This window comes from Microbacterium sp. Soil_C_42 (assembly GCF_057656735.1).
The window spans coordinates 16,034-36,414 of record NZ_JBDGJU010000035.1 but is presented as its reverse complement, the minus strand read 5'-3'; the positions used below and the strand labels follow the sequence as shown (position 1 = coordinate 36,414).

Genomic DNA, 20,381 nt, shown 5'->3' with positions numbered 1-20,381 from the left:
CGGGCGGCGGCGCGGGTGCAGGCATCGGAGGCGGGGCAGGCGATGGCGGGGGGACCGCGGGCGCGAGCCCGGGTGAGCGTCCGCCGATTCCGCCGCCACCGAGCGCGACGTCGGGAACGAGGGGCGGCGGGGGCGGTTCTGCGGCCGCCTCGAGCTCGCCGCCCATCCCCATGCCGCCCTGGGCGACCTGATGCTCGAGCCACGCGATGCCCGTCTCGACCTCGCTCGCCACGACCGTGAGGTGAAGGGTCTCGTAGCGTGCGACCGCGATCCGCGCGCTGTGCCGCCCTGCGCCGAGCGCCTCGAAATGGACGAGTTCGGCAGCCCCGCCGCGGACGACGATCGCCGCGTAGTGGAATCCGTCGCTGCCCCTGACGCGCACCCGCACCACGGTGTCGGAGATGCCGTGCAGCGTGATGTCGGCCAGGAAGGTCACACCGGATTCGTTCGGCTGGACGCCCGGTGGGGCTGCGTCGACGCGCACGTCCACGGCGTCGGCGTCGGAATCGACGTCGACTGCGCCGTGCGGCACGTCTGGAACACGCGCCATGTCGACCCCCTCGCACCGGTGCCCAGTCACCTGACGATCCGAGAGCGCTGCTCGGTGCACAGCATACGAGCGCGCTCCTCACCGCACCAGAGCGACGTCGTGGGACGGCTGATACCTCTGACCCGGCCCTACCAGGCGCGCAGCGCGTCGGCGACCGTCGCGAACTCGCGTTCCGGCAGCGCCAGCTGCACCGCCTCGGCGACGGTGAGCTCCGCCCCGGCGATCTCGCCGGCCTCGACGCTCTGCGCATCTCGGCCGCGGAGGATCTCGAGGTACGGCGTGTGCACCGTGAACGCCTCCACGTCGAAGATGCCGATGCGCCGGCGGATCTCGCCGGCCGCGACGGCGAGCGCCGCCGCCCGCCATGCCTCGCCGTGGGCCGCCGCGACCGCGCACACGCCCTCGAGGCCGTACGCGACGCCCTCTTCGTAGTGCAGCCCGACCGAGAGCAGCAGGGTGTGCACGAACTCCCGCTCCGCCTCCTCGATGCGGCCGAGCTGGAAGTTCAGGCGGGACCGCAGATTGCCGGCGACCGAGGTCGTGAACAGATCGCCGCGCGACTGGGCGACCGAGGTGGCGCGGTCGAAGTGCGCGAGGGCGTCGTCGGTGGCTCCGCGCACCCAGGCGAGCCGGCCGAGCGAGACCTCGGTGATCGCCTCCGCCCACGTGTTCCCGCGCTCGCGCAGCGTGACCACCGCCTCGCGCAGCTCGGCTTCGGCCTTGTCGGTGTCCAGATGTGAGAACTGCACGCGCGCCGTCGCGCGAGCGGCGAGCGCCATGGCCGCGGCATCCTCGTCGCCGCTCTCACGGAACAGGCGCACGCACTCGCCGAGGCCGGCCACCACCTGCTCGCTCGGCCGCTGCCACATCTCGCCCCACAGCGCGAAGAACCACGCGATCGCGCGGGTGTGCGGTGTGATGGGCTGCTCGTGCTGCTTCTCGAGCAGCTCGAGCATCCACACGCGCACCTCGGCGAAGAAGCCGGAGATCCACCAGTAGATGAGGAGGCACCACGCGAAGTCGCCGGCGTCGTCGAGACGGTTCGTGTAGACGAGATGGCGCACCGCCGCGCGGAGGTTCGGCAGCTCGAGCCCGAGCCTGACCACGGCGTCGGCCTGCCCGCGCCCGCCGAGGTCGGGAGCGATCTGCTGTACGAGCGCCCGGTAGTAGTCGGCGTGGGCACGCCGCACGCGCTGCGCGTCGCCGCGCTCCTTGAGATGGTCGAGCGCGTACTCCCTCACGATCGCGAGCAGCGAGAAGACGCGGCGCCCGCCGAGCTCGCTCTGCTTCAGGAGCGAGCCGTCCGCCAGTGCGGCGAGGGCGTCGATCGCGTGACCGCCCCACGGACGGCCCGCGCCGAGGGCCTCGACCGCATCGAGCGTGAACCTCGTCGCGAACACGCCGAGGTCCTCGAGCAGGCCGCGCTGTTCCGGCGGCAGGAGGCTCACGCTCCAGTCGATCGTCGCCCGCATCGTGCGGTGCCGTTCGGGCAGATCGCGCACGGCGGCCGTGAGCAGCGGCAGGCTCTTCTCGAGGCGCCCGGCGATCTCTGCCGGGTTCAGGATGCGCACCTTCGCCGCCGCGAGCTCGATCGCCAGCGGCAGCCCTTCGAGCCTGCGGCAGATGTCGGCGAGATCCCGCGCGTTGTCGGGGGTCACGTCGAACTGCGGATCGATCGCGCGCGCCCGGTCGACGAACAGCGACACCGCCGCCGAGCGGGCGGTGCGCTCCAGGCTCGCCGGGCCTTCGCCGGCGGGCGTCGTGAGCGGCGGCACGTCGTAGACGCGCTCGCCGCGGATCCGCAGGACGATGCGGCTCGTCACGAGGAAGGTCGCCGTCGGCGCGACCGTGTACAGCCGCACGAGCACGGGTGCGGCATCCACGATCTGCTCGAAGTTGTCGAGCACGATCAGCACACGACGATCCGCGAGGGCGTGCGCGATGCGCTCCTCCAGCGCGGCTTCGCCGTTGTCGCGGATGCCGAGATAGTAGGCGATCGTCGGCAGCAGCAGTCCCGGCTCGAGCACGCCCTCGAGGAGGACGAAGTAGACCCCGTCCGGGAAGAGGTCGGCGCAGGCCCTGGCCGCCTCGATCGCGAGCCGGCTCTTGCCGATGCCGCCGGGCCCGATGAGGCTCACGACGCGGTCCGTGCCCCTCGCGAGCAGAGTGCGCACCGCGTCGATGTCGGTCTCGCGCCCGATGGTGGTCGTGTAGGGCACGGGGACCCGGCCCACCAGGCTGACCGGCGCGGGACCGGTGTCCGGCCCCTGAGGATTCCGGGATTCGTCGAAGCGTTCGGCGAGGAGCATGGCGAGGTCGCCGGCGACGTGGTCTTCGAGGTCTTGGGTGTTGTGGAAGTGGAGGTAGGCGGCGGTGTCGTCGGCTTGGATGCGGGCGATGAGGTCGGTGAGTCGTTCGTCCCGGGTGTCGGTGTCTTTGACGTAGATGAGTTTGGGCATGCCGGCGGGGGCGAGGTTGTATTCGTCTTCGAGGCCGGAGACGTTCTCGTCGGGGGCGACCCAGCCGTAGCTCTGGCCGTAGATGCCGATGAAGATGTCGGATTGGGCGAGGTAGGAGCGGTAGAGGTCTCGGGGCGGGTGGGGGCGGGCGCCGAGTTCGAACATCACGGGGGCGAGCCGGAGTCGCTCGATGGCCGACCGCACTGCTTCGCGTTCTTCCGCGAGCTCGCGCAGGGTCGAGCTCACGAACACCCGGATCCGCTGGTCGGGCGTGCGGATCACCGGCGCCCGCTCGAGGCCGGTCACCACGAAGGGACTTTCTCGCGGACATCCGCGTCGGCATCGGGCAGCGCGATGGCGATGGCCTGCGCGAGGCCCATCTCCCTGCCCGCGCGCTCACCGGCCTCGACGCTCACGGGGTCGAGCGCACGCAGCGCCTCCAGCGGGGCGAGATGCACGGCGAACCCTTCGATGTCGTAGATGCCCGTCGTCTCCCGGATCGTCGCAGCCACCGCGGCCAGGGCTCCGGCGCGCCACGCGTCGCCGTGCGAGGCGGCGATCGCCGACATTCCTTCCAGCCCGTACGTGGCGCCGTCGACGAAGTGCAGCCGGATCGACAGCATCAGCGTCAACAGGAACTCCGCCTCCGCCTCATCGCGCTCGCCCAGCACGAAGCGCAGGCGCGCGCGGTTGTTGCCCGCCACGACGCGGGTGAAAGCGTCATCGGCGGCGTCGGCGATGTCGACAGCCCGGCCGAGGTGCTCGAGCGCCGCAGGGATGTCGCGACGAAGCATGCCGAACTGGCCGAGCACCACTTCGGAGAGCGACTCCGCCCAGCGGTCGCCGAGCTCGTGGAGCGTCGCGATCGCCTCCCCGATCTCGGCACGGAACACCTCTTCGTCGAGGTCGGCGAACTGCAGCCGCGTCGACGCCTTCGCGGCGAGCGCCATCGCGGCAGCATGCTCGTCGCCGCTCTCGGTGAAAAGCCTCACGACCTCGCCGAGGTCCTCCACCACCTGGTCGCTCGGGCGCTGCCACAGCTCTGCCCACAGCGGGAAGAACGTCGCGATCGCACGCGTGCGCGGTGTCAGCGGCATCCGCTTCTCGCGAAGTTCCAGCATCCACAGCCGCACGTCGGCGAAGTACCCGCAGATCCACCAGTAGGCGAGCATCGTCCACGCGAAGTCGCCGGCGTCGTCGAGCCGGTCCAGCAAGACGAGGTGGCGGGCCGCGGCGCGCAGGTTCGGCACCTCGAGCCCCAGCTCGGCGACGGCGTCGATCTGCTCGGCTCCGCGCAGCCGCGGCGCGACCCGGCGTACCAGGTCGAGGTAGTAGTCGGCGTGCGCGATCCGCATCGCGTCCGCCGCCCGGCGGGACTCGAGCGTCTCGAGGGCATACTCCCGGACGATCGCGAGGAGGGAGAACACCGAGCGGCCGCCCGAATCGATGCGCTGCACCAGCGAGGCATCGATCAGCCCGGCCAGCGTCTCGATCGTGTGAGGACCCCACGAGCGGGTCTCGCCCACCGCCTCGACCGACTCGAGGCTGAACCGTGCGGCGAACACGCCGAGGTCCTCGAGCATCGCGCGCTGGTCGTCGGCCAGCAGTCCCACACTCCAGTCGATCGTCGCCCGCATGGTGCGATGGCGATCAGGCAGATCGCGCACCGAGGTCGACAGCAGCGGGAGGGTGTGCCCGAGGCGGTCGGCGACGTCGTGCGGCGAGAGCAGCCTGATCTTCGCCGCGGCCAGTTCGATGGCCAGCGGCAGCCCGTCGAGCCGGCGGCAGATGCCGATGACGTCGGCCGCGTTCTCGGCGGTCAGCTGGAAGCCGGGGAGCGCGGACGCGGCACGCTCGGCGAACAGCACGCACGCCGAGGAGGCCTGCGCCTGCGCGAGCGTCGCAGGGACGTCCGGCGCGGGCGTCTCGAGCGTCTCGACCTCGAACACGCGCTCGCCGCGGATGCGCAGCACGATCCGGCTCGTCACCAGGAAGCACGCCCGTGGCGCGAGCGAGTACAGGCGCACGAGGACGGGGGCCTCGTCGATGATCTGCTCGAAGTTGTCGAGCACGATCAGCACACGACGATCCGCGAGGGCGTGCGCGATGCGCTCCTCCAGCGTGGCCGCCCCGGTGTCGCGCACGCCGAGGATGTAGGCGATCGTCGGCAGCAGCAGTCCCGGCTCGAGCACGCCCTCCAGCGGCACGAAGTACACGCCGTCGGGAAACAGGTCGGTGTTCGCGTGGGCCGCCTCGATCGCGAGCCGGCTCTTGCCGATGCCGCCGGGCCCGATGAGGCTCACCACGCGGTGGAGGCCTCCGGCCAGCAGCGCCCGGATCTCGGCGAGCTCGCCCTCGCGCCCGATCGTCTCGGTGTACGGCTCGGGCACGCGTGCCGCGAGCGAGATCTCGGCCGCCGTGGCCGGTTCGGTGCGCCGGGATTCGTCGAAGCGTTCGGCGAGGAGCATGGCGAGGTCGCCGGCGACGTGGTCTTCGAGGTCTTGGGTGTTGTGGAAGTGGAGGTAGGCGGCGGTGTCGTCGGCTTGGATGCGGGCGATGAGGTCGGTGAGTCGTTCGTCTCGGGTGTCGGTGTCTTTGACGTAGATGAGTTTGGGCATGCCGGCGGGGGCGAGGTTGTATTCGTCTTCGAGGCCGGAGACGTTCTCGTCGGGGGCGACCCAGCCGTAGCTCTGGCCGTAGATGCCGATGAAGATGTCGGATTGGGCGAGGTAGGAGCGGTAGAGGTCTCGGGGCGGGTGGGGGCGGGCGCCGAGTTCGAACATCACGGGGGCGAGCCGGAGTCGCTCGATGGCCGACCGCACTGCTTCGCGTTCTTCCGCGAGCTCGCGCAGGGTCGAGCTCACGAACACCCGGATCCGCTGGTCGGGCGTGCGGATCACGGGGTGTCCCACCCCAGTCATGTGCATATATTGGCGCGATCGGAGGCGTTTCGCCATGGTTTCGGTGCATTGATGTATCGGACGGGCGGCGGCGCTCCGCCGGACGGACCTTCCGCTTCGCGCCCGGCCCCTCCCTTTCGCGCGGTCGTGCGCAGGAGTATGGTGCGGCGGTGACGGCGTCGGAGTGGACGCCGTTGGTCCGGATCGGGGCTCCGGGCGTCACTCATGGGAGGGGAATGCGATGAAGAAGGCTTTGGCGTGCGCGGTCGTGGCGATCGGGCTGGTGCTCGGCAGCGGCGGAGCCGCGATGGCGGGCGAGGCCACCGGGAACGGCGGAGAGGCGCAGGGGGCGAACAACTCCGCGTCGGAGTGCGCGTTCTCCGGCCAGGACACCATCGACAGCGTCGAGGGCAACCCGGAGGGCTTCGATGACGACGCCCTCGCGGAGCGAGGCAACCAGAAGCACGGGTACAAGGGCATCCAGAGCTACGGCATGTTCGTGAGCGCGGGCATCGACGTGGGAGTGAACCCGGGAGACGCCTGCCGCGGCAACCTCGGGAAGAAGCACTGATCCGGCTGGGCATCAGGCCGCACCCGTGCGCTCCGGCCCTGTGCCGAGCGCGCGGGTGCTGTCGCTTTCGGCTTATACCGCAGCATCCAGAACTTTTCAAGAATCCGACTGGACACGGCGCGTCGTCCGACGTATAGTGGGTCTTTGCGCTCTTGGATTCCCCCTGCCCTCATATGGTGGTCGGCTGTGCCTGCGCCCCCTCACGTTCACGTGGGGAGTGCCGCGCGGGTTTCGGGGATGAGGAGCACTCCACCTGACGACAAGGAAACGAGCCCTACGGGCCCACGGAGGTAATCCCCTTGGCTGCTGCGCGCAACGCATCCAACCCCACCACCACCCCGAAGAACGGACGCGGAGCATCCCGCCTCTCGTTCGCCAAGATCTCCGACACGCTGACGGTCCCCGACCTTCTCGCGCTGCAGACCGAGTCGTTCGACTGGCTCGTCGGCAACGAGGCCTGGAAGGCGCGCGTCGCGGACGCGAAGGCCGCCGGTCGCACCGACGTGCCGGAGGTCAGCGGCCTCGAGGAGATCTTCGAGGAGATCTCGCCCATCGAGGACCTGAGCGAGACCATGCAGCTCTCGTTCACGAACCCGTACCTCGAGCCCGAGAAGTACTCCATCGAGGAGTGCAAGGAGCGCGGCAAGACGTACGCGGCCCCGCTCTACGTCGAGGCCGAGTTCATGAACCACCAGACCGGTGAGATCAAGACCCAGACGGTCTTCATGGGCGACTTCCCGCTCCAGACCGACAAGGGCACGTTCATCATCAACGGCACCGAGCGTGTCGTCGTGTCGCAGCTCGTCCGTTCGCCCGGTGTCTACTTCGACAAGACCCCCGACAAGACGAGCGACAAGGACATCGTGTCGGCGCGCGTCATCCCGTCGCGCGGCGCCTGGCTCGAGTTCGAGATCGACAAGCGCGATCAGGTCGGCGTCCGCATCGACCGCAAGCGCAAGCAGTCGGTCACCGTCTTCCTGAAGGCCCTCGGCCTGACCAGCGAGGACATCCTCGCCGAGTTCGCCGGCTTCGACTCCATCGAGGAGACCCTGTCGAAGGACACGATCCTCACCAAGGAGGACGCGCTCCGCGACATCTACCGCAAGCTGCGTCCGGGCGAGCAGGTCGCCGCCGAGGCCGCCCGCGCGCTCCTGGACAACTTCTACTTCAACCCGAAGCGCTACGACCTCGCCAAGGTCGGCCGGTACAAGATCAACCACAAGCTCGGTCTCGACAAGCCGCTCACCGACTCGGTGCTGACGGTCGACGACATCGTCGCGACGATCAAGTACCTCGTCCGCCTGCACCGCGGCGACGTGACGTTCGACGGCGTGCGCGGCGGCAAGCCGGCCGAGATCCGTCTCGACGTCGACGACATCGACAACTTCGGCAACCGTCGCATCCGCGCGGTCGGCGAGCTCATCCAGAACCAGGTCCGCACCGGTCTGTCGCGCATGGAGCGCGTCGTCCGCGAGCGCATGACCACGCAGGACATCGAGGCGATCACGCCGCAGACCCTGATCAACGTCCGCCCCGTCGTGGCCGCGATCAAGGAGTTCTTCGGAACGTCGCAGCTGTCGCAGTTCATGGACCAGAACAACCCGCTCGCGGGCCTGACCCACAAGCGCCGCCTCTCGGCCCTCGGCCCCGGCGGTCTGTCGCGTGAGCGCGCAGGCGTCGAGGTCCGCGACGTCCACCCGTCGCACTACGGCCGCATGTGCCCCATCGAGACGCCGGAAGGCCCGAACATCGGTCTGATCGGATCGCTCGCCTCGTTCGCGCGCATCAACGCGTTCGGCTTCATCGAGACGCCGTACCGCCGTGTCGTCGAGGGCAAGGTCACCGACGAGATCGACTACCTGACCGCCTCGGAGGAGAGCGACTACATCGTCGCCCAGGCCGGTGTCGAGCTGAAGGCCGACGGCAGCTTCGCGCAGGACCGCGTCCTCGCCCGTCGCGGCAACGGCGGCGAGGTCGACCTCTTCCACTCGGAGGAGATCGGCTACATGGACGTCTCGCCGCGCCAGATGGTGTCGGTGGCGACCTCGCTCATCCCGTTCCTCGAGCACGACGACGCGAACCGCGCCCTCATGGGTGCGAACATGCAGCGCCAGGCCGTTCCGCTTCTCCGCTCGGAGTCGCCGGTGGTCGGCACGGGCATGGAGGGCTTCGCCGCGATCGACGCCGGTGACGTCGTCACCGCCGACAAGGCCGGTGTCGTCGTCGAGGTCTCGGCCGACGTCGTGACCGTGCAGCTCGACGAGGGCGGCACCCAGGACTACTTCCTGCGCAAGTTCGACCGCTCGAACCAGGGCACGTCGTACAACCAGCGCGTGGTCGTCTCGGCCGGTGAGCGCGTCGAGGTCGGCGAGGTCATCGCCGACGGTCCCGCGACCGAGAACGGCGAGCTCGCCCTCGGCAAGAACCTCCTCGTCGCGTTCATGACGTGGGAGGGTCACAACTTCGAGGACGCGATCATCCTCAGCCAGGACCTGGTGAAGGACGACACCCTCTCCTCGATCCACATCGAGGAGTACGAGGTCGACGCCCGCGACACGAAGCTCGGCAAGGAGGAGATCACGCGTGACCTCCCCAACGTCAGCCCCGATCTGCTGAAGGACCTCGACGAGCGCGGCATCATCCGCATCGGCGCCGAGGTGCGTCCCGGCGACATCCTCGTCGGCAAGGTCACGCCGAAGGGCGAGACGGAGCTCTCGGCCGAGGAGCGCCTGCTCCGTGCGATCTTCAACGAGAAGAGCCGCGAGGTCCGCGACACGTCGCTGAAGGTGCCCCACGGTGAGCAGGGCACGATCATCGCGGTCAAGGAGTTCAACGCCGAGGACGGCGACGACGAGCTCGGCTCGGGCGTCAACCGCCGCGTCGTGGTCTACATCGCCCAGAAGCGCAAGATCACCGAGGGCGACAAGCTCGCCGGCCGTCACGGCAACAAGGGCGTCATCGCGAAGATCCTCCCCGTGGAAGACATGCCGTTCCTCGCGGACGGCACGCCGGTCCAGGTCATCCTGAACCCGCTCGGCATCCCCGGTCGAATGAACTTCGGCCAGGTCCTCGAGCTGCACCTCGGCTGGATCGCCAAGCAGGGCTGGAAGGTCGAGGGCACCCCGGAGTGGGCCGCCCAGCTGCCCGAGCAGGCGTTCGAGGCGCCGGCCGGCACCAAGGTCGCCACGCCGGTGTTCGACGGCGCGTTCGAGGCCGAGATCGCGGGTCTGCTCGACTCGACGAACCCGACCCGCGACGGCGAGCGCCTGATCGACTCGTCGGGCAAGACGCAGCTGTTCGACGGTCGCTCCGGCGAGCCGTTCCCGGCTCCGATCTCGGTCGGCTACATGTACATCCTGAAGCTGCACCACCTCGTGGACGACAAGATCCACGCGCGCTCGACGGGTCCGTACTCGATGATCACCCAGCAGCCGCTCGGTGGTAAGGCGCAGTTCGGTGGCCAGCGCTTCGGTGAGATGGAGGTGTGGGCCCTCGAGGCCTACGGCGCCGCGTACGCGCTCCAGGAGCTCCTCACGATCAAGTCCGACGACATCCTCGGCCGCGTCAAGGTCTACGAGGCGATCGTCAAGGGCGAGAACATCCAGGAGCCCGGCATCCCCGAGTCGTTCAAGGTGCTCATGAAGGAGATGCAGTCGCTCTGCCTGAACGTCGAGGTCCTCTCGGCCGACGGCACGGCGGTCAACCTCCGCGACACCGACGACGACGCCTTCCGCGCCGCTGAAGAGCTCGGCATCAACATCTCCAGCCGCTTCGAGTCCTCGTCGATCGACGAGATCTAAGCGCGCCAGGTAACGAACGAATTTCCGACACAGGAGAACCAGTGCTCGAATCAACCACTTTCGATCAGCTTCGCATCGGCCTGGCCACCGCTGACGACATCCGTCGTTGGTCCTACGGCGAGGTCAAGAAGCCCGAGACCATCAACTACCGCACCCTGAAGCCCGAGAAGGACGGTCTGTTCGGCGAGCAGATCTTCGGACCCTCGCGCGACTGGGAGTGCGCGTGCGGCAAGTACAAGCGCGTCCGCTTCAAGGGCATCGTCTGCGAGCGCTGCGGCGTCGAGGTCACCAAGTCCTCGGTCCGCCGTGAGCGCATGGGCCACATCGAGCTCGCCGCGCCCGTCACGCACATCTGGTACTTCAAGGGCGTGCCCTCGCGCCTCGGGTACCTGCTCGACATGGCGCCGAAGGACCTCGAGAAGGTCATCTACTTCGCCGCGTACATGGTGATCTCGGTCGACGACGAGGCTCGCCACCGCGACCTCTCGACGCAGGAGAACAACATCCGCCTCGAGCTCAAGACGCTCGCCGACCGCCGCGACGCGCGTGTGGCCGCTCGCCTCCAGAAGCTGGAGGAGGAGCTCGCCGCGCTCGAGGAGGAGGGTGCCAAGGCCGACCAGAAGAAGAAGGTCAAGGACGCCGCCGAGAAGGAGATGGCGTCGATCCGCAAGGGCACCGACGACCAGATCACGCGTCTCGAGAAGGTGTGGGAGGACTTCCGCACGCTCGAGGTCGGCCAGCTCAAGGGCGAGGACGAGATCTTCCACGAGCTCCAGGACCGCTTCGGTCAGTACTTCGAGGCCCACATGGGCGCGGAGTCGATCAAGCGTCGCCTCGAGGCGTTCGACCTGGCGGCCGAGGCCGACAGCCTGCACCTGCAGATCTCCGAGGGCAAGGGCCAGCGCAAGATCCGTGCGATCAAGCGCCTGAAGGTCGTCAACTCGTTCCTGCAGACCGGCATGTCGCCGGCCTCGATGGTGCTCGACGTCGTCCCGGTGATCCCGCCGGAGCTGCGCCCGATGGTGCAGCTGGACGGTGGCCGCTTCGCGACCTCCGACCTGAACGACCTGTACCGCCGCGTGATCAACCGCAACAACCGCCTCCGTCGCCTGATCGACCTCGGTGCCCCCGAGATCATCGTCAACAACGAGAAGCGCATGCTGCAGGAGGCCGTCGACGCGCTGTTCGACAACGGCCGCCGCGGTCGCCCCGTCACCGGTACCGGCAACCGGGCCCTGAAGTCCCTGAGCGACATGCTCAAGGGAAAGCAGGGTCGCTTCCGCCAGAACCTGCTCGGCAAGCGCGTGGACTACTCGGGCCGTTCGGTCATCATCGTGGGTCCGCAGCTCAAGCTCCACCAGTGCGGTCTGCCCAAGCAGATGGCGCTCGAGCTGTTCAAGCCGTTCGTGATCAAGCGCCTGATCGACCTCGGTCACTCGCAGAACATCAAGGCGGCCAAGCGCGCCGTCGAGCGCACGCGTCCCGAGGTCTGGGACGTGCTCGAGGAGATCATCCGCGAGCGTCCCGTGCTGCTCAACCGCGCACCCACGCTGCACCGCCTCGGCATCCAGGCCTTCGAGCCGCAGCTCGTCGAGGGCAAGGCCATCCAGCTGCACCCGCTCGTCTGCGCCGCCTTCAACGCGGACTTCGACGGTGACCAGATGGCCGTGCACCTGCCGCTGTCGGTCGAGGCTCAGGCCGAGGCCCGCATCCTGATGCTCGCCTCGAACAACATCCTCAAGCCGTCGGACGGCCGTCCGGTGACCCTGCCCTCGCAGGACATGATCATCGGTCTGCACCACCTGACCACGGTCATCGAGGGTGCTGCCGGCGAGGGTCGCGTGTTCGGCTCGGTCGGCGAGGCGATCCTGGCCAAGGACGAGGGCACCCTCGATCTGCAGGCCAAGGTCCGCATCCGCATCCCGGGTCTCGCGTTCCTCGAGGGCGAAGCGCCCGAGGGCTACGAGCGCCACGGCCTCGTGGACGCGTCGCTCGGTCAGGCGATCTTCAACGACACGCTCCCCAAGGGCTACCCGTTCGTCCGCGAGCAGGCCGACAAGGGCAAGCTGTCGCAGATCGTGAACAAGCTCGCCGAGGAGTACCCGAAGGTGGAGGTCGCAGCATCCCTCGACCGCATCAAGGACGCCGGCTTCTACTGGGCCACCCGCTCGGGTGTCACCGTGGCGCTCAGCGACATCCTCACGCCGCCGAACAAGGGCGAGATCGTCGCGGGCTACGAGAAGCAGGCCGCGAAGGTCCAGGCGCAGTTCGAGAAGGGTCTGACCACCGACGCCGAGCGTCGTCAGGAGCTCATCAAGATCTGGACCGAGGCGACCGACGAGGTCCAGAAGGCGATGCGCGACCACTTCCCGGCCGACAACACCATCAACCGCATGGTCTCGTCGGGCGCCCGTGGTAACTGGCTGCAGATCCGCAACATCGCGGGTATGCGAGGCCTGGTGAACAACCCGAAGGGTGAGATCATCCCGCGCCCGATCATCTCCTCGTACCGCGAGGGTCTGTCGGTGGCGGAGTACTTCATCGCGACGCACGGTGCCCGTAAGGGTCTGGCCGACACGGCCCTCCGTACGGCCGACTCGGGCTACCTGACCCGTCGCCTCGTGGACGTCTCGCAGGATGTCATCATCCGCGAGGAGGACTGCGGCACGACCAAGGGCCTCGAGTTCACCATCGCCGCTCCCGGTGCCGACGGCGCGCTGGTGCGCGACGCGAACGTCGAGAACTCGGTGTTCGCCCGCACGCTCGCGGCCGACGCGGTCGACCCGCAGGGCGAGGTCGTCGCCTCGGCCGGTGAGGACGTCGGCGACGTGCTCATCGACAAGCTGGTCGCGGCGGGTGTCGAGTCCATCAAGGTGCGCTCGGTGCTCACGTGCGACTCGGCCGTCGGCGTCTGCGCGAAGTGCTACGGCCGTTCGCTCGCGACCGGCAAGATCGTCGACATCGGCGAGGCCGTCGGCATCATCGCGGCCCAGTCGATCGGTGAGCCCGGCACGCAGCTGACGATGCGTACCTTCCACACCGGTGGTTCGGCGTCGGCAGACGACATCACGCAGGGTCTTCCCCGCGTGCAGGAGCTGTTCGAGGCCCGCACCCCGAAGGGTGCGTCGCCGATCGCCGAGGCCGACGGCCGCATCACGATCGACGAGACCGACAAGGCCAAGAAGGTCATCCTCACGCCCGACAACGGCGACGAGCCGCACGTCTACCCGGTCCTGAAGCGCGCGACGCTCCTGGTCGAGGACGGACAGCACGTCACCGTCGGTCAGCCGATCCTGGTCGGCACGCTCGACCCCAAGGAGGTCATGCGTGTCATGGGTGCCCGCGAGGTGCAGAAGTACCTCGTGAACGGCGTCCAGGGCGTGTACCGCTCGCAGGGTGTGCCGATCCACGACAAGCACATCGAGGTCATCGTCCGTCAGATGCTGCGGAAGGTCACCGTGGTCGACCACGGTGACACCACGCTGCTCCCGGGTGAGCTGGTCGACTTCAAGAAGTACCAGACCATCAACCGCGAGGCGGTCGGCGAGGGCAAGCGCCCCGCGTCGGGTCGTCCCGAGCTGATGGGTATCACGAAGGCGTCGCTCGCGACCGAGTCGTGGCTGTCGGCCGCGTCGTTCCAGGAGACCACCCGCGTCCTGACGCAGGCGGCCATGGAGGGCAAGAGCGACCCGCTCATGGGCCTCAAGGAGAACGTCATCATCGGAAAGCTCATCCCCGCCGGAACGGGACTCGCGAAGTACCGCGATGTCACGGTCGAGGCGACGGAAGAGGCCAAGAGCGAGCGGTACCCCAACCGCATCTTCGCCTCGGACGGCGCGTACACGGACGCCGACCTGAGCTACGTCGACTTCGACAGCTTCTCCACGGACGGTTTCACCACCGACTACAACTGAGTCCCGGGTCTGAACGACCCTGACGCTCGAACGAAGGGCCCTGGCATCTGCCAGGGCCCTTCGCCGTGGCGGGGACGGATGCTGCGACTCAGCCGCCGACCGCCGCGCGAAGAAGGACCGGCCCCCAGGACCGGTCCTTCTTCGCTGGGCCGTCGATTACCTCAGGGTGATGTTCACCGTGTGCGTCTGGCCGTCGCCTAGGTCGATCCGCAGTTGGTACGTCCCGGCGCTCAGCGTCTTGGTGCCGAGGTTAAAGATGTACTGACCGGCTGTCGCGTCGTAGCGGAAGAGGTTGCCGGTGGTGGCGGCTGCGGTCGAGATCGCCTCCATTTCGGTTCCCGCACCCACGCCCGTGGTTCGCGTGACGTACAGCCGGGCGGCGAGGTTGCTGATGCCGGCGCTGACGCCCGTCAGCGCGAACTTCACGGGCACCGTGCTCCCGAGCTTGAAGACCGAGCTGCCGTTCACGTTGATCGGCTGCAGCACGTTCGACCAGGCAGCGGTCACCGTGACGGTGAACGACGTGTGCCCGGTGTTTCCGGCCGCGTCGGTCGCCGTGCACGTCACGGTGGTGGTGCCCAGCGAGAACACGCTCCCCGACGGCTTGTCGCAGCTGGCGGGGACGCTCGTGCCGTCGACGAGGTCGCTCGCCGTCGGGGCCGAGTACGCGACGGTCGCACCGGTGGCCGATGTGGCGGTGGCCGACTTGTTGTCGGGCACCGTCACCGCGGGAGCCGTGGTGTCGACGACCGTCACCGTGAACGTGTTGTCGCCCGAGTTGCCGGCCTTGTCTTTCGCGGAACAGGTCACGGTCGTCGGACCGAGCGGGAACACGGTTCCGCTGGCCTTGTCGCAGCCTGCCGTGACCGGCCCGTCGACGTCGTCGGAGGCCGTCACCCCGATGTAGCTCACGGTCGCGCCGTCAGCCCCAGTGGCCTCCTCGACGATGTCGGCCGGCACCGTGACGATCGGCTTGGTCTGATCCTGCACCTCGATCGTGAACTCGGCCGAACCGGTGTTGCCCGCACCGTCCTTGGCGGAGCACGTGACCGTGTTCACCCCGAGACCGAAGAAGCTTCCCGACGGCGGCGTGCAGGTGACGGGAAGGCCGCCGCTGACGATGTCGTGGGCAGTGGCGCCGCTGTAGACGACACCCGCAGCTCCCAGGGGCGAGGTGTTGCCGACTACCAGGTTTGCGGGCGGGGTCACCTCGGGCTTCGTCGTGTCGCGGACCGTCACCGTGAACTCGGCTTTGCCGGTGTTTCCGGCCGCGTCGGTCGCGGTGCACGTCACCGTGGTGGTGCCGAGCGTGAACGTGCTGTTCGTCGTCGGCGCGCAGGTCGGGGCGATCGGTCCGTCCACGATGTCGAGAGCCGAGGCATCGCCGTACGTCACCTTAGCGCCGTCGGGGCCCGTGGCCTCCGCCGCCACGTCGGCGGGTGCCGTCACACCCGGCGCGGTCGTGTCGCGTACGGTGATCGAGAAGCTCTTGTCCGCCGAGTTGCCGGCCGCATCGAGCGCCGAGCAGAGCACCTGGGTCGTCCCGAGATGGAACGTTGAACCCGGTGCCGGCGTGCACGCCGCCCGCACGTCGCCATCGACGATGTCGCTCGCCGAGGCGCTGAAGGTCACGACCGCGCCGTCCGCCGATGTGGCCTCTGCGGTGATGTCTGCCGGCACCTTCACGGTTGGAGCCGTGGTGTCTACAACGGTGATCACGAAGGAGTTCTCACCGGTGTTCCCGGCCTTGTCGGAGGCGGAGCAGGTCACCGTTGTGTCTCCGAGGGCGAAGAGCGTGCCGGACGCCGTGCTGCACGTCACCTTCACGTCGCTGTCGACATCGTCGACAGCACTCACGCCGCCGTAGGTCACCGTCGCGCCGTTCGCGCCCGACGCCTCGACCGAGAAGTTCGCGGGCACGGTCACGATCGGCTTGGTCGCGTCCTGCACCTCGACGGTGAAGGTCGCCGTGCCCTCGTTGCCGGCCTTGTCGGTGGCCGAGCAGGTGACCGTGGTGGTGCCGAGCGCGAAAGCGGTGCCGGACGCCGGGGAACAGGTCGCCGGCACGGCGCCGTCAACGAGGTCCTCCCCCGTCGCCGGGTCGTACGTCACCGTGGCGAGGTCGTTGCCGACGACGAGGTTGGAGGAGGTCGTGACCACCGGTGCGGTCGTGTCGGTGACGACCACATCGAAGGGTTCGCTGACGCCGGTGTTGCCCGCCTCATCGGTCGCCGAGCAGGTCAGCGTTGTCGTCCCGACCGGGAACGCGTCACCCGACGCGTAGGAGGTACCGCCGGCCGTCTCGCAGGTAGTCGCCAGGCCACCATCGACGGCGTCGAACGCGTCGGCCTGGAAACTGACGGGTGTCAGTGCGCCGGTCGCCTCCTTCGCTGCGGGCGCCGCGGCGGTGACCAGCGGCGTGGTGGTGTCGACGATGCTGTAGGTTACCGACGCCTTGGCGTTGAGCCCGCCGGCGTCGGTGTAATCGCAGGTTGCCGTCTGGCTGCCCAGGCCGTCGGCGGTGCGCGGCCCGGATAGGGTGCTGAGGCTCGGCGGGGGGCTGGAGCTGCCGTCCTCCTTGTCGGTCACGGTACAGATCGCGGCCGGCACGTTGCCGAACTCGTACGAGGCGCCGTTCGTAACGCCGGCGATCCCCACGGTCGGAGCGGTGTTGACCACGACCGGCGCCTTCACCGTCAGGGTGAAGGTCGCGGGGGTTGTGTCGTACCTGCCTGTCGGTCCTGAGTCAGTCACTGACACTGTGATCGTGTAGTTGCCGACCTTATTCGAACTGAAGCCGAAGTACTGGGGGGCTCCACAGCCGGTGTAGACCTTGCTTTCCGGCGTGACCGTGACGTCCGCCGGCGCGTCAACCGTCAGCGTCGCGGAGGTTCCGTCACTGGCAGGATTGCAACTGTTCAGCGGGTCGCCGTCCTTGTTGTTCTCGTTGTTGATCACGTAGCCGATGTTGGCTGTGTTGCCCTGGACGATGACGTTCTCGCCCGCCGCCGTCACCGTGTTCGTGACGATATCCGCGTGCGCGACACTCGGTACTGCGAACACGGCGAGTGCACTCGCCACCACCACCGCGATTGCCCGCGGCGCGCTCCAGCGTCGTGGCTCGGCGTGCGTCTCGCCCCTCGCAGATGAACGGATGAACAGCTTCTTCGACGTCATCGTCGAACCTCCCCCATGGTGCCCGGGTCGCTGGCTCGACGATGGGTCTGAGCACAACAGCGTGATTCGCTCCCACAGCGAATACCCCTCCGGTGGAGACTCTAGGTGAGGCGAACTCCGGAAGGCCATGGAAGCGGCTCAGGAAATCCTCAAGTTGAGCACCAGCCGACGCTCTGCGGCGGACGACCGCGCTCCCATCCAGGAACGGGGAAGGGCCCTGGCTTCCGCCAGGGCCCTTCCCCGTTCCCGGCACGGATGCCTCAGCCCAGGCGGTGTCGGCCCTCCGCGTCGTCCGGTCCCGTCGTCCCCGGCGTGCCGGTCGTCCCCGGCGTGCCGGTCGTCCGGGTCCCGGACCCGGTGGAGCCGGACCCCGAGACGTTCTCGGTCACACTCTCCTTGACGCGCTCCGCGGTGTCCTGCGCCTCCTGCGTGACCGTCTCCGCGGAGTCGACGGCGGACTCCTTCACCTGTTCCACCGCGTCCTGCGCAGGACCCTTGAGGTTCTGGGCGACCTCCTGCGCGGCATCCTTCGCCTCGCCCACCGCCTTGTCGACGAGCGGCTGCGCCCGGTCGCGCAGTGACGCGGCGAACCGCGTCTCGGATTCGGTCGTCGGAATCAGGCTGGCCACGAGGAACCCGACGCCGGCGGCGAGGAGTCCCACGACGATCGGCGCGCCCTGTGCCTTCTGCTTCGCCTTGTGCGGCAGGTCCTTCACGGCGTCGCCGGCGGCGTCCATCGCGTCTGCGACCGAGTGGCCGGCGGACGAGGCGGTGTCGCCCACGTCGTCGGCCACGCCCATCACCTGGCCCTTCATGTCGCCGAAGGCGCGACGGACCCGTGCGGTCTGGCGCTCCATGATCTTCGGCGGCGACACCTTGTCGGCGAGCGCATCGACATCGCGTCCGAGTTCGTCGCGCGTGATCTCGATGTCTGCGCGGATCTGGTCCGGGTTGCTCATCATCGGTTCTCCTCATTCCTCTTGAGTGCTTCGGGGATCTCCTTGACGGTCTCCACCGTCTGCGGCGCCCCTTGCACGGTCTTCAGTCGGTTCCGCCCGACGGCGTACAGGACGCCGGCGATGACGGCCCAGATGACGGCGACGATCACGGCCGACCAGCCGAGGCTGTCGATGAGATCGCCGAGCGCCCACCACAGGGCGACGCTCAGGAAGAACACGGCCATCACGGCCGCGTACCCGGCGCCTCCCAGCAGTCCCGCTCCCATGCCCGCCCGCTTGGCCGACTCCGAGAGTTCGGCTTTCGCGAGTTCGAGCTCCTTGCGCATCAGGTTCGACAGGTCGCGGGACACCTCGCCCACGAGGTCGCCCAGCGACGTGTCCGCCGCCTTCTGCTGCGACGGTGTGGGCATGTCGGTCATCGTCGTGCCTCGCCGCTCGGCGACCACTCGCCGTGCGCCGTCCCGGCCCCGCTCGACAGGGGATCGCCCGGTGCCTGATCGGCGAGGGCGTCGGCGATGGGCGTGGTCTCGTCGTGGGCGCCGCTGCCGACGCCGTCGGCTGCTGTGGCGGGGCCGGTCCGTTGGCCCGCCGTCACGCCCGGCGCACCCGCGGCGAGAGCCGGTCGCTGCGCGCTCGAAGCGCCACTGAGTCCGGCGCTCCCGTTGTGCGTGTCGGCCATGAGCGCCCGTGTCATCCGGCCGGCGACGATGCCTGCGCCGAGGGCGATCAGCAGGAAGGCGCCCGTGTGCCGACGAGCGTACCCGCGCACCTCCCGCACAACGTCGGCAGGTTCACGCTGCTCCAGCCACTCAGCGGCGCGGCGACTCTGCTGGCCGAGCGCGCGCACGGCGCTCGTGGTCATGCTGCGCGAGCTCGTGCCGGTGCCCGACGCCATCCCCTCCAGTTCCTCGCCGGTGCCGCGCAGGGCGTCGGCCGCCCGGCGCTGCTGGGTGGACGCCTGGTCGGCGAGCTGCACGCGCGTCTCGTCGAAGAATCCGCGGGCGGCGTCCTTCACGTCGTGCGCGACGCTCTGGATCTCGTCGCCCGCGACGCCGGCGACGTACATGGCGCCGGCGTCGACTTCGGCGATGGAGTCCGCGGCGCGCTCCTTCACCTCCGGCGTGTCCGGGCTCTGCCCGTCGGTCGATCCGTTGGCGCTGCGATCCGCGGCGGATCCGGTCTCGTAGGTCGACATGCTCCTGCTCCATCTCACCGGCGGCGTCGGGCCGGCGATGTGCCGGCCGGGGGATTCCGCCGTGGCGAACACCTTCCGCGAGGAATGACGAAAGCGAGGAGGGGGTCGAGTTCTGCGCCGCGGCGGAGTATGCTCCGGGTCCCGCCCGGCAGCTACCCGCCGCATACTCGAAGGGCCCGCGCGCGCCGCGGCGCAGCATCCGTCTCTCCGGCTTACCGTGGAGACGGAGGTGGGGGCCCCATGGCGAGGATCGGCGGACGCAACCCGTGGATCGCCGTGCCCGCGGGGATGCTGTGTGCCGCGGTCGTCGCCTCCCTCGTGTGGCTGGCGCTGCCGATGATCCCGGTGGCCGTCGCGTGGGTCGGCGACACGCTGCGCAGTGCCACCGCGCCGCGGCCCGAGGCGACGCCTGCGCAGACGCCCGCCCAGACCGCGGCGGACGGCGGCGCGATCGACTGCCGCACGCTGTACTCCGACGATCTCTGGAACGAGCTGACCTGGCGGGAGGGATCGCTGCTCAACCAGTCGATGGCGGCTCCCGCGACGACGGCGACGGCGTTCGCCGACGCCGCCGCCCCCGACGTGCTGGTGACGTGCACCTGGCGGTTCGACTCGGGCTCGATCGTCACCACGCTGTCGAAGGTCGACGCGGACGCCGCCACGATCGCCGAAGCCGCGCTGGCGGGCGACGGGTTCTCCTGCCGGACGGCGGACGGCGCCACCGTCTGCGATCGCACGCGGGGCGCGGTGCTCGAGGAGCACACCCTCCGTGGCGGGCTGTGGCTCGTGAGCGTCGAGACGGCGTGGCACCCCGAGGACTACGGCCCGCGGCTCGACCGCACGGTCTGGGGCTGAC

The 20,381-nt window shown here is 69.1% G+C and carries 10 protein-coding genes and 1 pseudogene; 4 read left to right on the top strand and 7 right to left on the bottom strand.

Features of this window, described 5'->3' with window-relative positions:
* From AC3A46_RS16260 to AC3A46_RS16250, 3 genes and pseudogenes are all read right to left on the bottom strand, one after another.
* Positions 1-550, bottom strand: a pseudogene (locus AC3A46_RS16260) (hypothetical protein); the annotation flags it as partial.
* A gap of 128 nt (positions 551-678) precedes the next feature.
* Positions 679-3,318 (bottom strand): DUF4062 domain-containing protein, encoded by a 2,640-nt coding sequence (locus tag AC3A46_RS16255; RefSeq protein ID WP_487666135.1) that lies wholly within the window; start codon positions 3,316-3,318, stop codon positions 679-681.
* Positions 3,312-5,930, bottom strand: coding sequence for a DUF4062 domain-containing protein (locus AC3A46_RS16250; RefSeq protein WP_487666134.1), 2,619 nt, complete (start codon positions 5,928-5,930; stop codon positions 3,312-3,314). The genes AC3A46_RS16255 and AC3A46_RS16250 overlap by 7 nt, the downstream gene beginning before the upstream one ends.
* Before the next feature lie 220 nt (positions 5,931-6,150).
* On the opposite strand from AC3A46_RS16250, the gene AC3A46_RS16245 reads away from it, so the two are divergent.
* The 3 genes from AC3A46_RS16245 (at position 6,151) to rpoC (ending at position 14,194) form a co-directional block, all read left to right on the top strand.
* Entirely contained in the window at positions 6,151-6,480 is a 330-nt protein-coding gene (locus AC3A46_RS16245) for a hypothetical protein (protein WP_487666133.1), read from the top strand.
* Between the two features lie 299 nt (positions 6,481-6,779).
* Positions 6,780-10,280: a DNA-directed RNA polymerase subunit beta gene (gene rpoB / locus AC3A46_RS16240; RefSeq protein ID WP_487666132.1), complete on the top strand. Its 3,501-nt coding sequence runs from the start codon at positions 6,780-6,782 to the stop codon at positions 10,278-10,280.
* 41 nt (positions 10,281-10,321) lie between these two features.
* A complete protein-coding gene (gene rpoC / locus AC3A46_RS16235; protein ID WP_487666131.1) occupies positions 10,322-14,194 on the top strand; it encodes a DNA-directed RNA polymerase subunit beta' in 3,873 nt (1,290 codons plus the stop codon).
* Between the two features lie 156 nt (positions 14,195-14,350).
* On the opposite strand, the gene AC3A46_RS16230 is transcribed toward rpoC, so the two are convergent.
* The 4 genes from AC3A46_RS16230 to AC3A46_RS16215 all read right to left on the bottom strand — a co-directional run bounded on the left by AC3A46_RS16230 (position 14,351) and on the right by AC3A46_RS16215 (position 19,525).
* The gene (locus tag AC3A46_RS16230) at positions 14,351-17,371 is read right to left on the bottom strand and encodes an HYR domain-containing protein (RefSeq protein WP_487666130.1); all 3,021 of its coding nucleotides are present in this window, start codon (positions 17,369-17,371) and stop codon (positions 14,351-14,353) included.
* Positions 17,372-17,631: 260 nt separating this feature from the next.
* The gene (locus AC3A46_RS16225) at positions 17,632-18,333 is read right to left on the bottom strand and encodes a DUF3618 domain-containing protein (protein ID WP_487666129.1); all 702 of its coding nucleotides are present in this window, start codon (positions 18,331-18,333) and stop codon (positions 17,632-17,634) included.
* Positions 18,330-18,749 carry a phage holin family protein gene (locus AC3A46_RS16220; protein WP_045301685.1) on the bottom strand — a complete coding sequence of 140 codons (420 nt, stop codon included), beginning with the start codon at positions 18,747-18,749 and terminating at the stop codon, positions 18,330-18,332. Before AC3A46_RS16220 ends, AC3A46_RS16225 begins: the two co-directional genes overlap by 4 nt.
* On the bottom strand, positions 18,746-19,525 hold the full coding sequence (locus AC3A46_RS16215; protein ID WP_487666128.1) for a hypothetical protein: 780 nt from the start codon (positions 19,523-19,525) through the stop codon (positions 18,746-18,748). The genes AC3A46_RS16220 and AC3A46_RS16215 overlap by 4 nt, the downstream gene beginning before the upstream one ends.
* Before the next feature lie 240 nt (positions 19,526-19,765).
* Here AC3A46_RS16215 and AC3A46_RS16210 point away from each other — a divergent pair, with 240 nt between their 5' ends.
* Positions 19,766-20,380: a hypothetical protein gene (locus AC3A46_RS16210; protein ID WP_487666127.1), complete on the top strand. Its 615-nt coding sequence runs from the start codon at positions 19,766-19,768 to the stop codon at positions 20,378-20,380.
* Position 20,381: the final 1 nt, after the last annotated feature.

Bases quoted from the DNA above. Each gene is read 5' to 3' on its own strand.
- AC3A46_RS16210 (WP_487666127.1), top strand. From the start codon at position 19,766: ATGGCGAGGATCGGCGGACGCAACCCGTGGATCGCCGTGCCCGCGGGG.
- AC3A46_RS16245 (WP_487666133.1), top strand. From the start codon at position 6,151: ATGAAGAAGGCTTTGGCGTGCGCGGTCGTGGCGATCGGGCTGGTGCTC.
- AC3A46_RS16225 (WP_487666129.1), bottom strand. From the start codon at position 18,333: ATGATGAGCAACCCGGACCAGATCCGCGCAGACATCGAGATCACGCGC.
- AC3A46_RS16220 (WP_045301685.1), bottom strand. From the start codon at position 18,749: ATGACCGACATGCCCACACCGTCGCAGCAGAAGGCGGCGGACACGTCG.
- AC3A46_RS16215 (WP_487666128.1), bottom strand. From the start codon at position 19,525: ATGTCGACCTACGAGACCGGATCCGCCGCGGATCGCAGCGCCAACGGA.
- AC3A46_RS16250 (WP_487666134.1), bottom strand. From the start codon at position 5,930: ATGACTGGGGTGGGACACCCCGTGATCCGCACGCCCGACCAGCGGATC.
- AC3A46_RS16230 (WP_487666130.1), bottom strand. From the start codon at position 17,371: ATGACGTCGAAGAAGCTGTTCATCCGTTCATCTGCGAGGGGCGAGACG.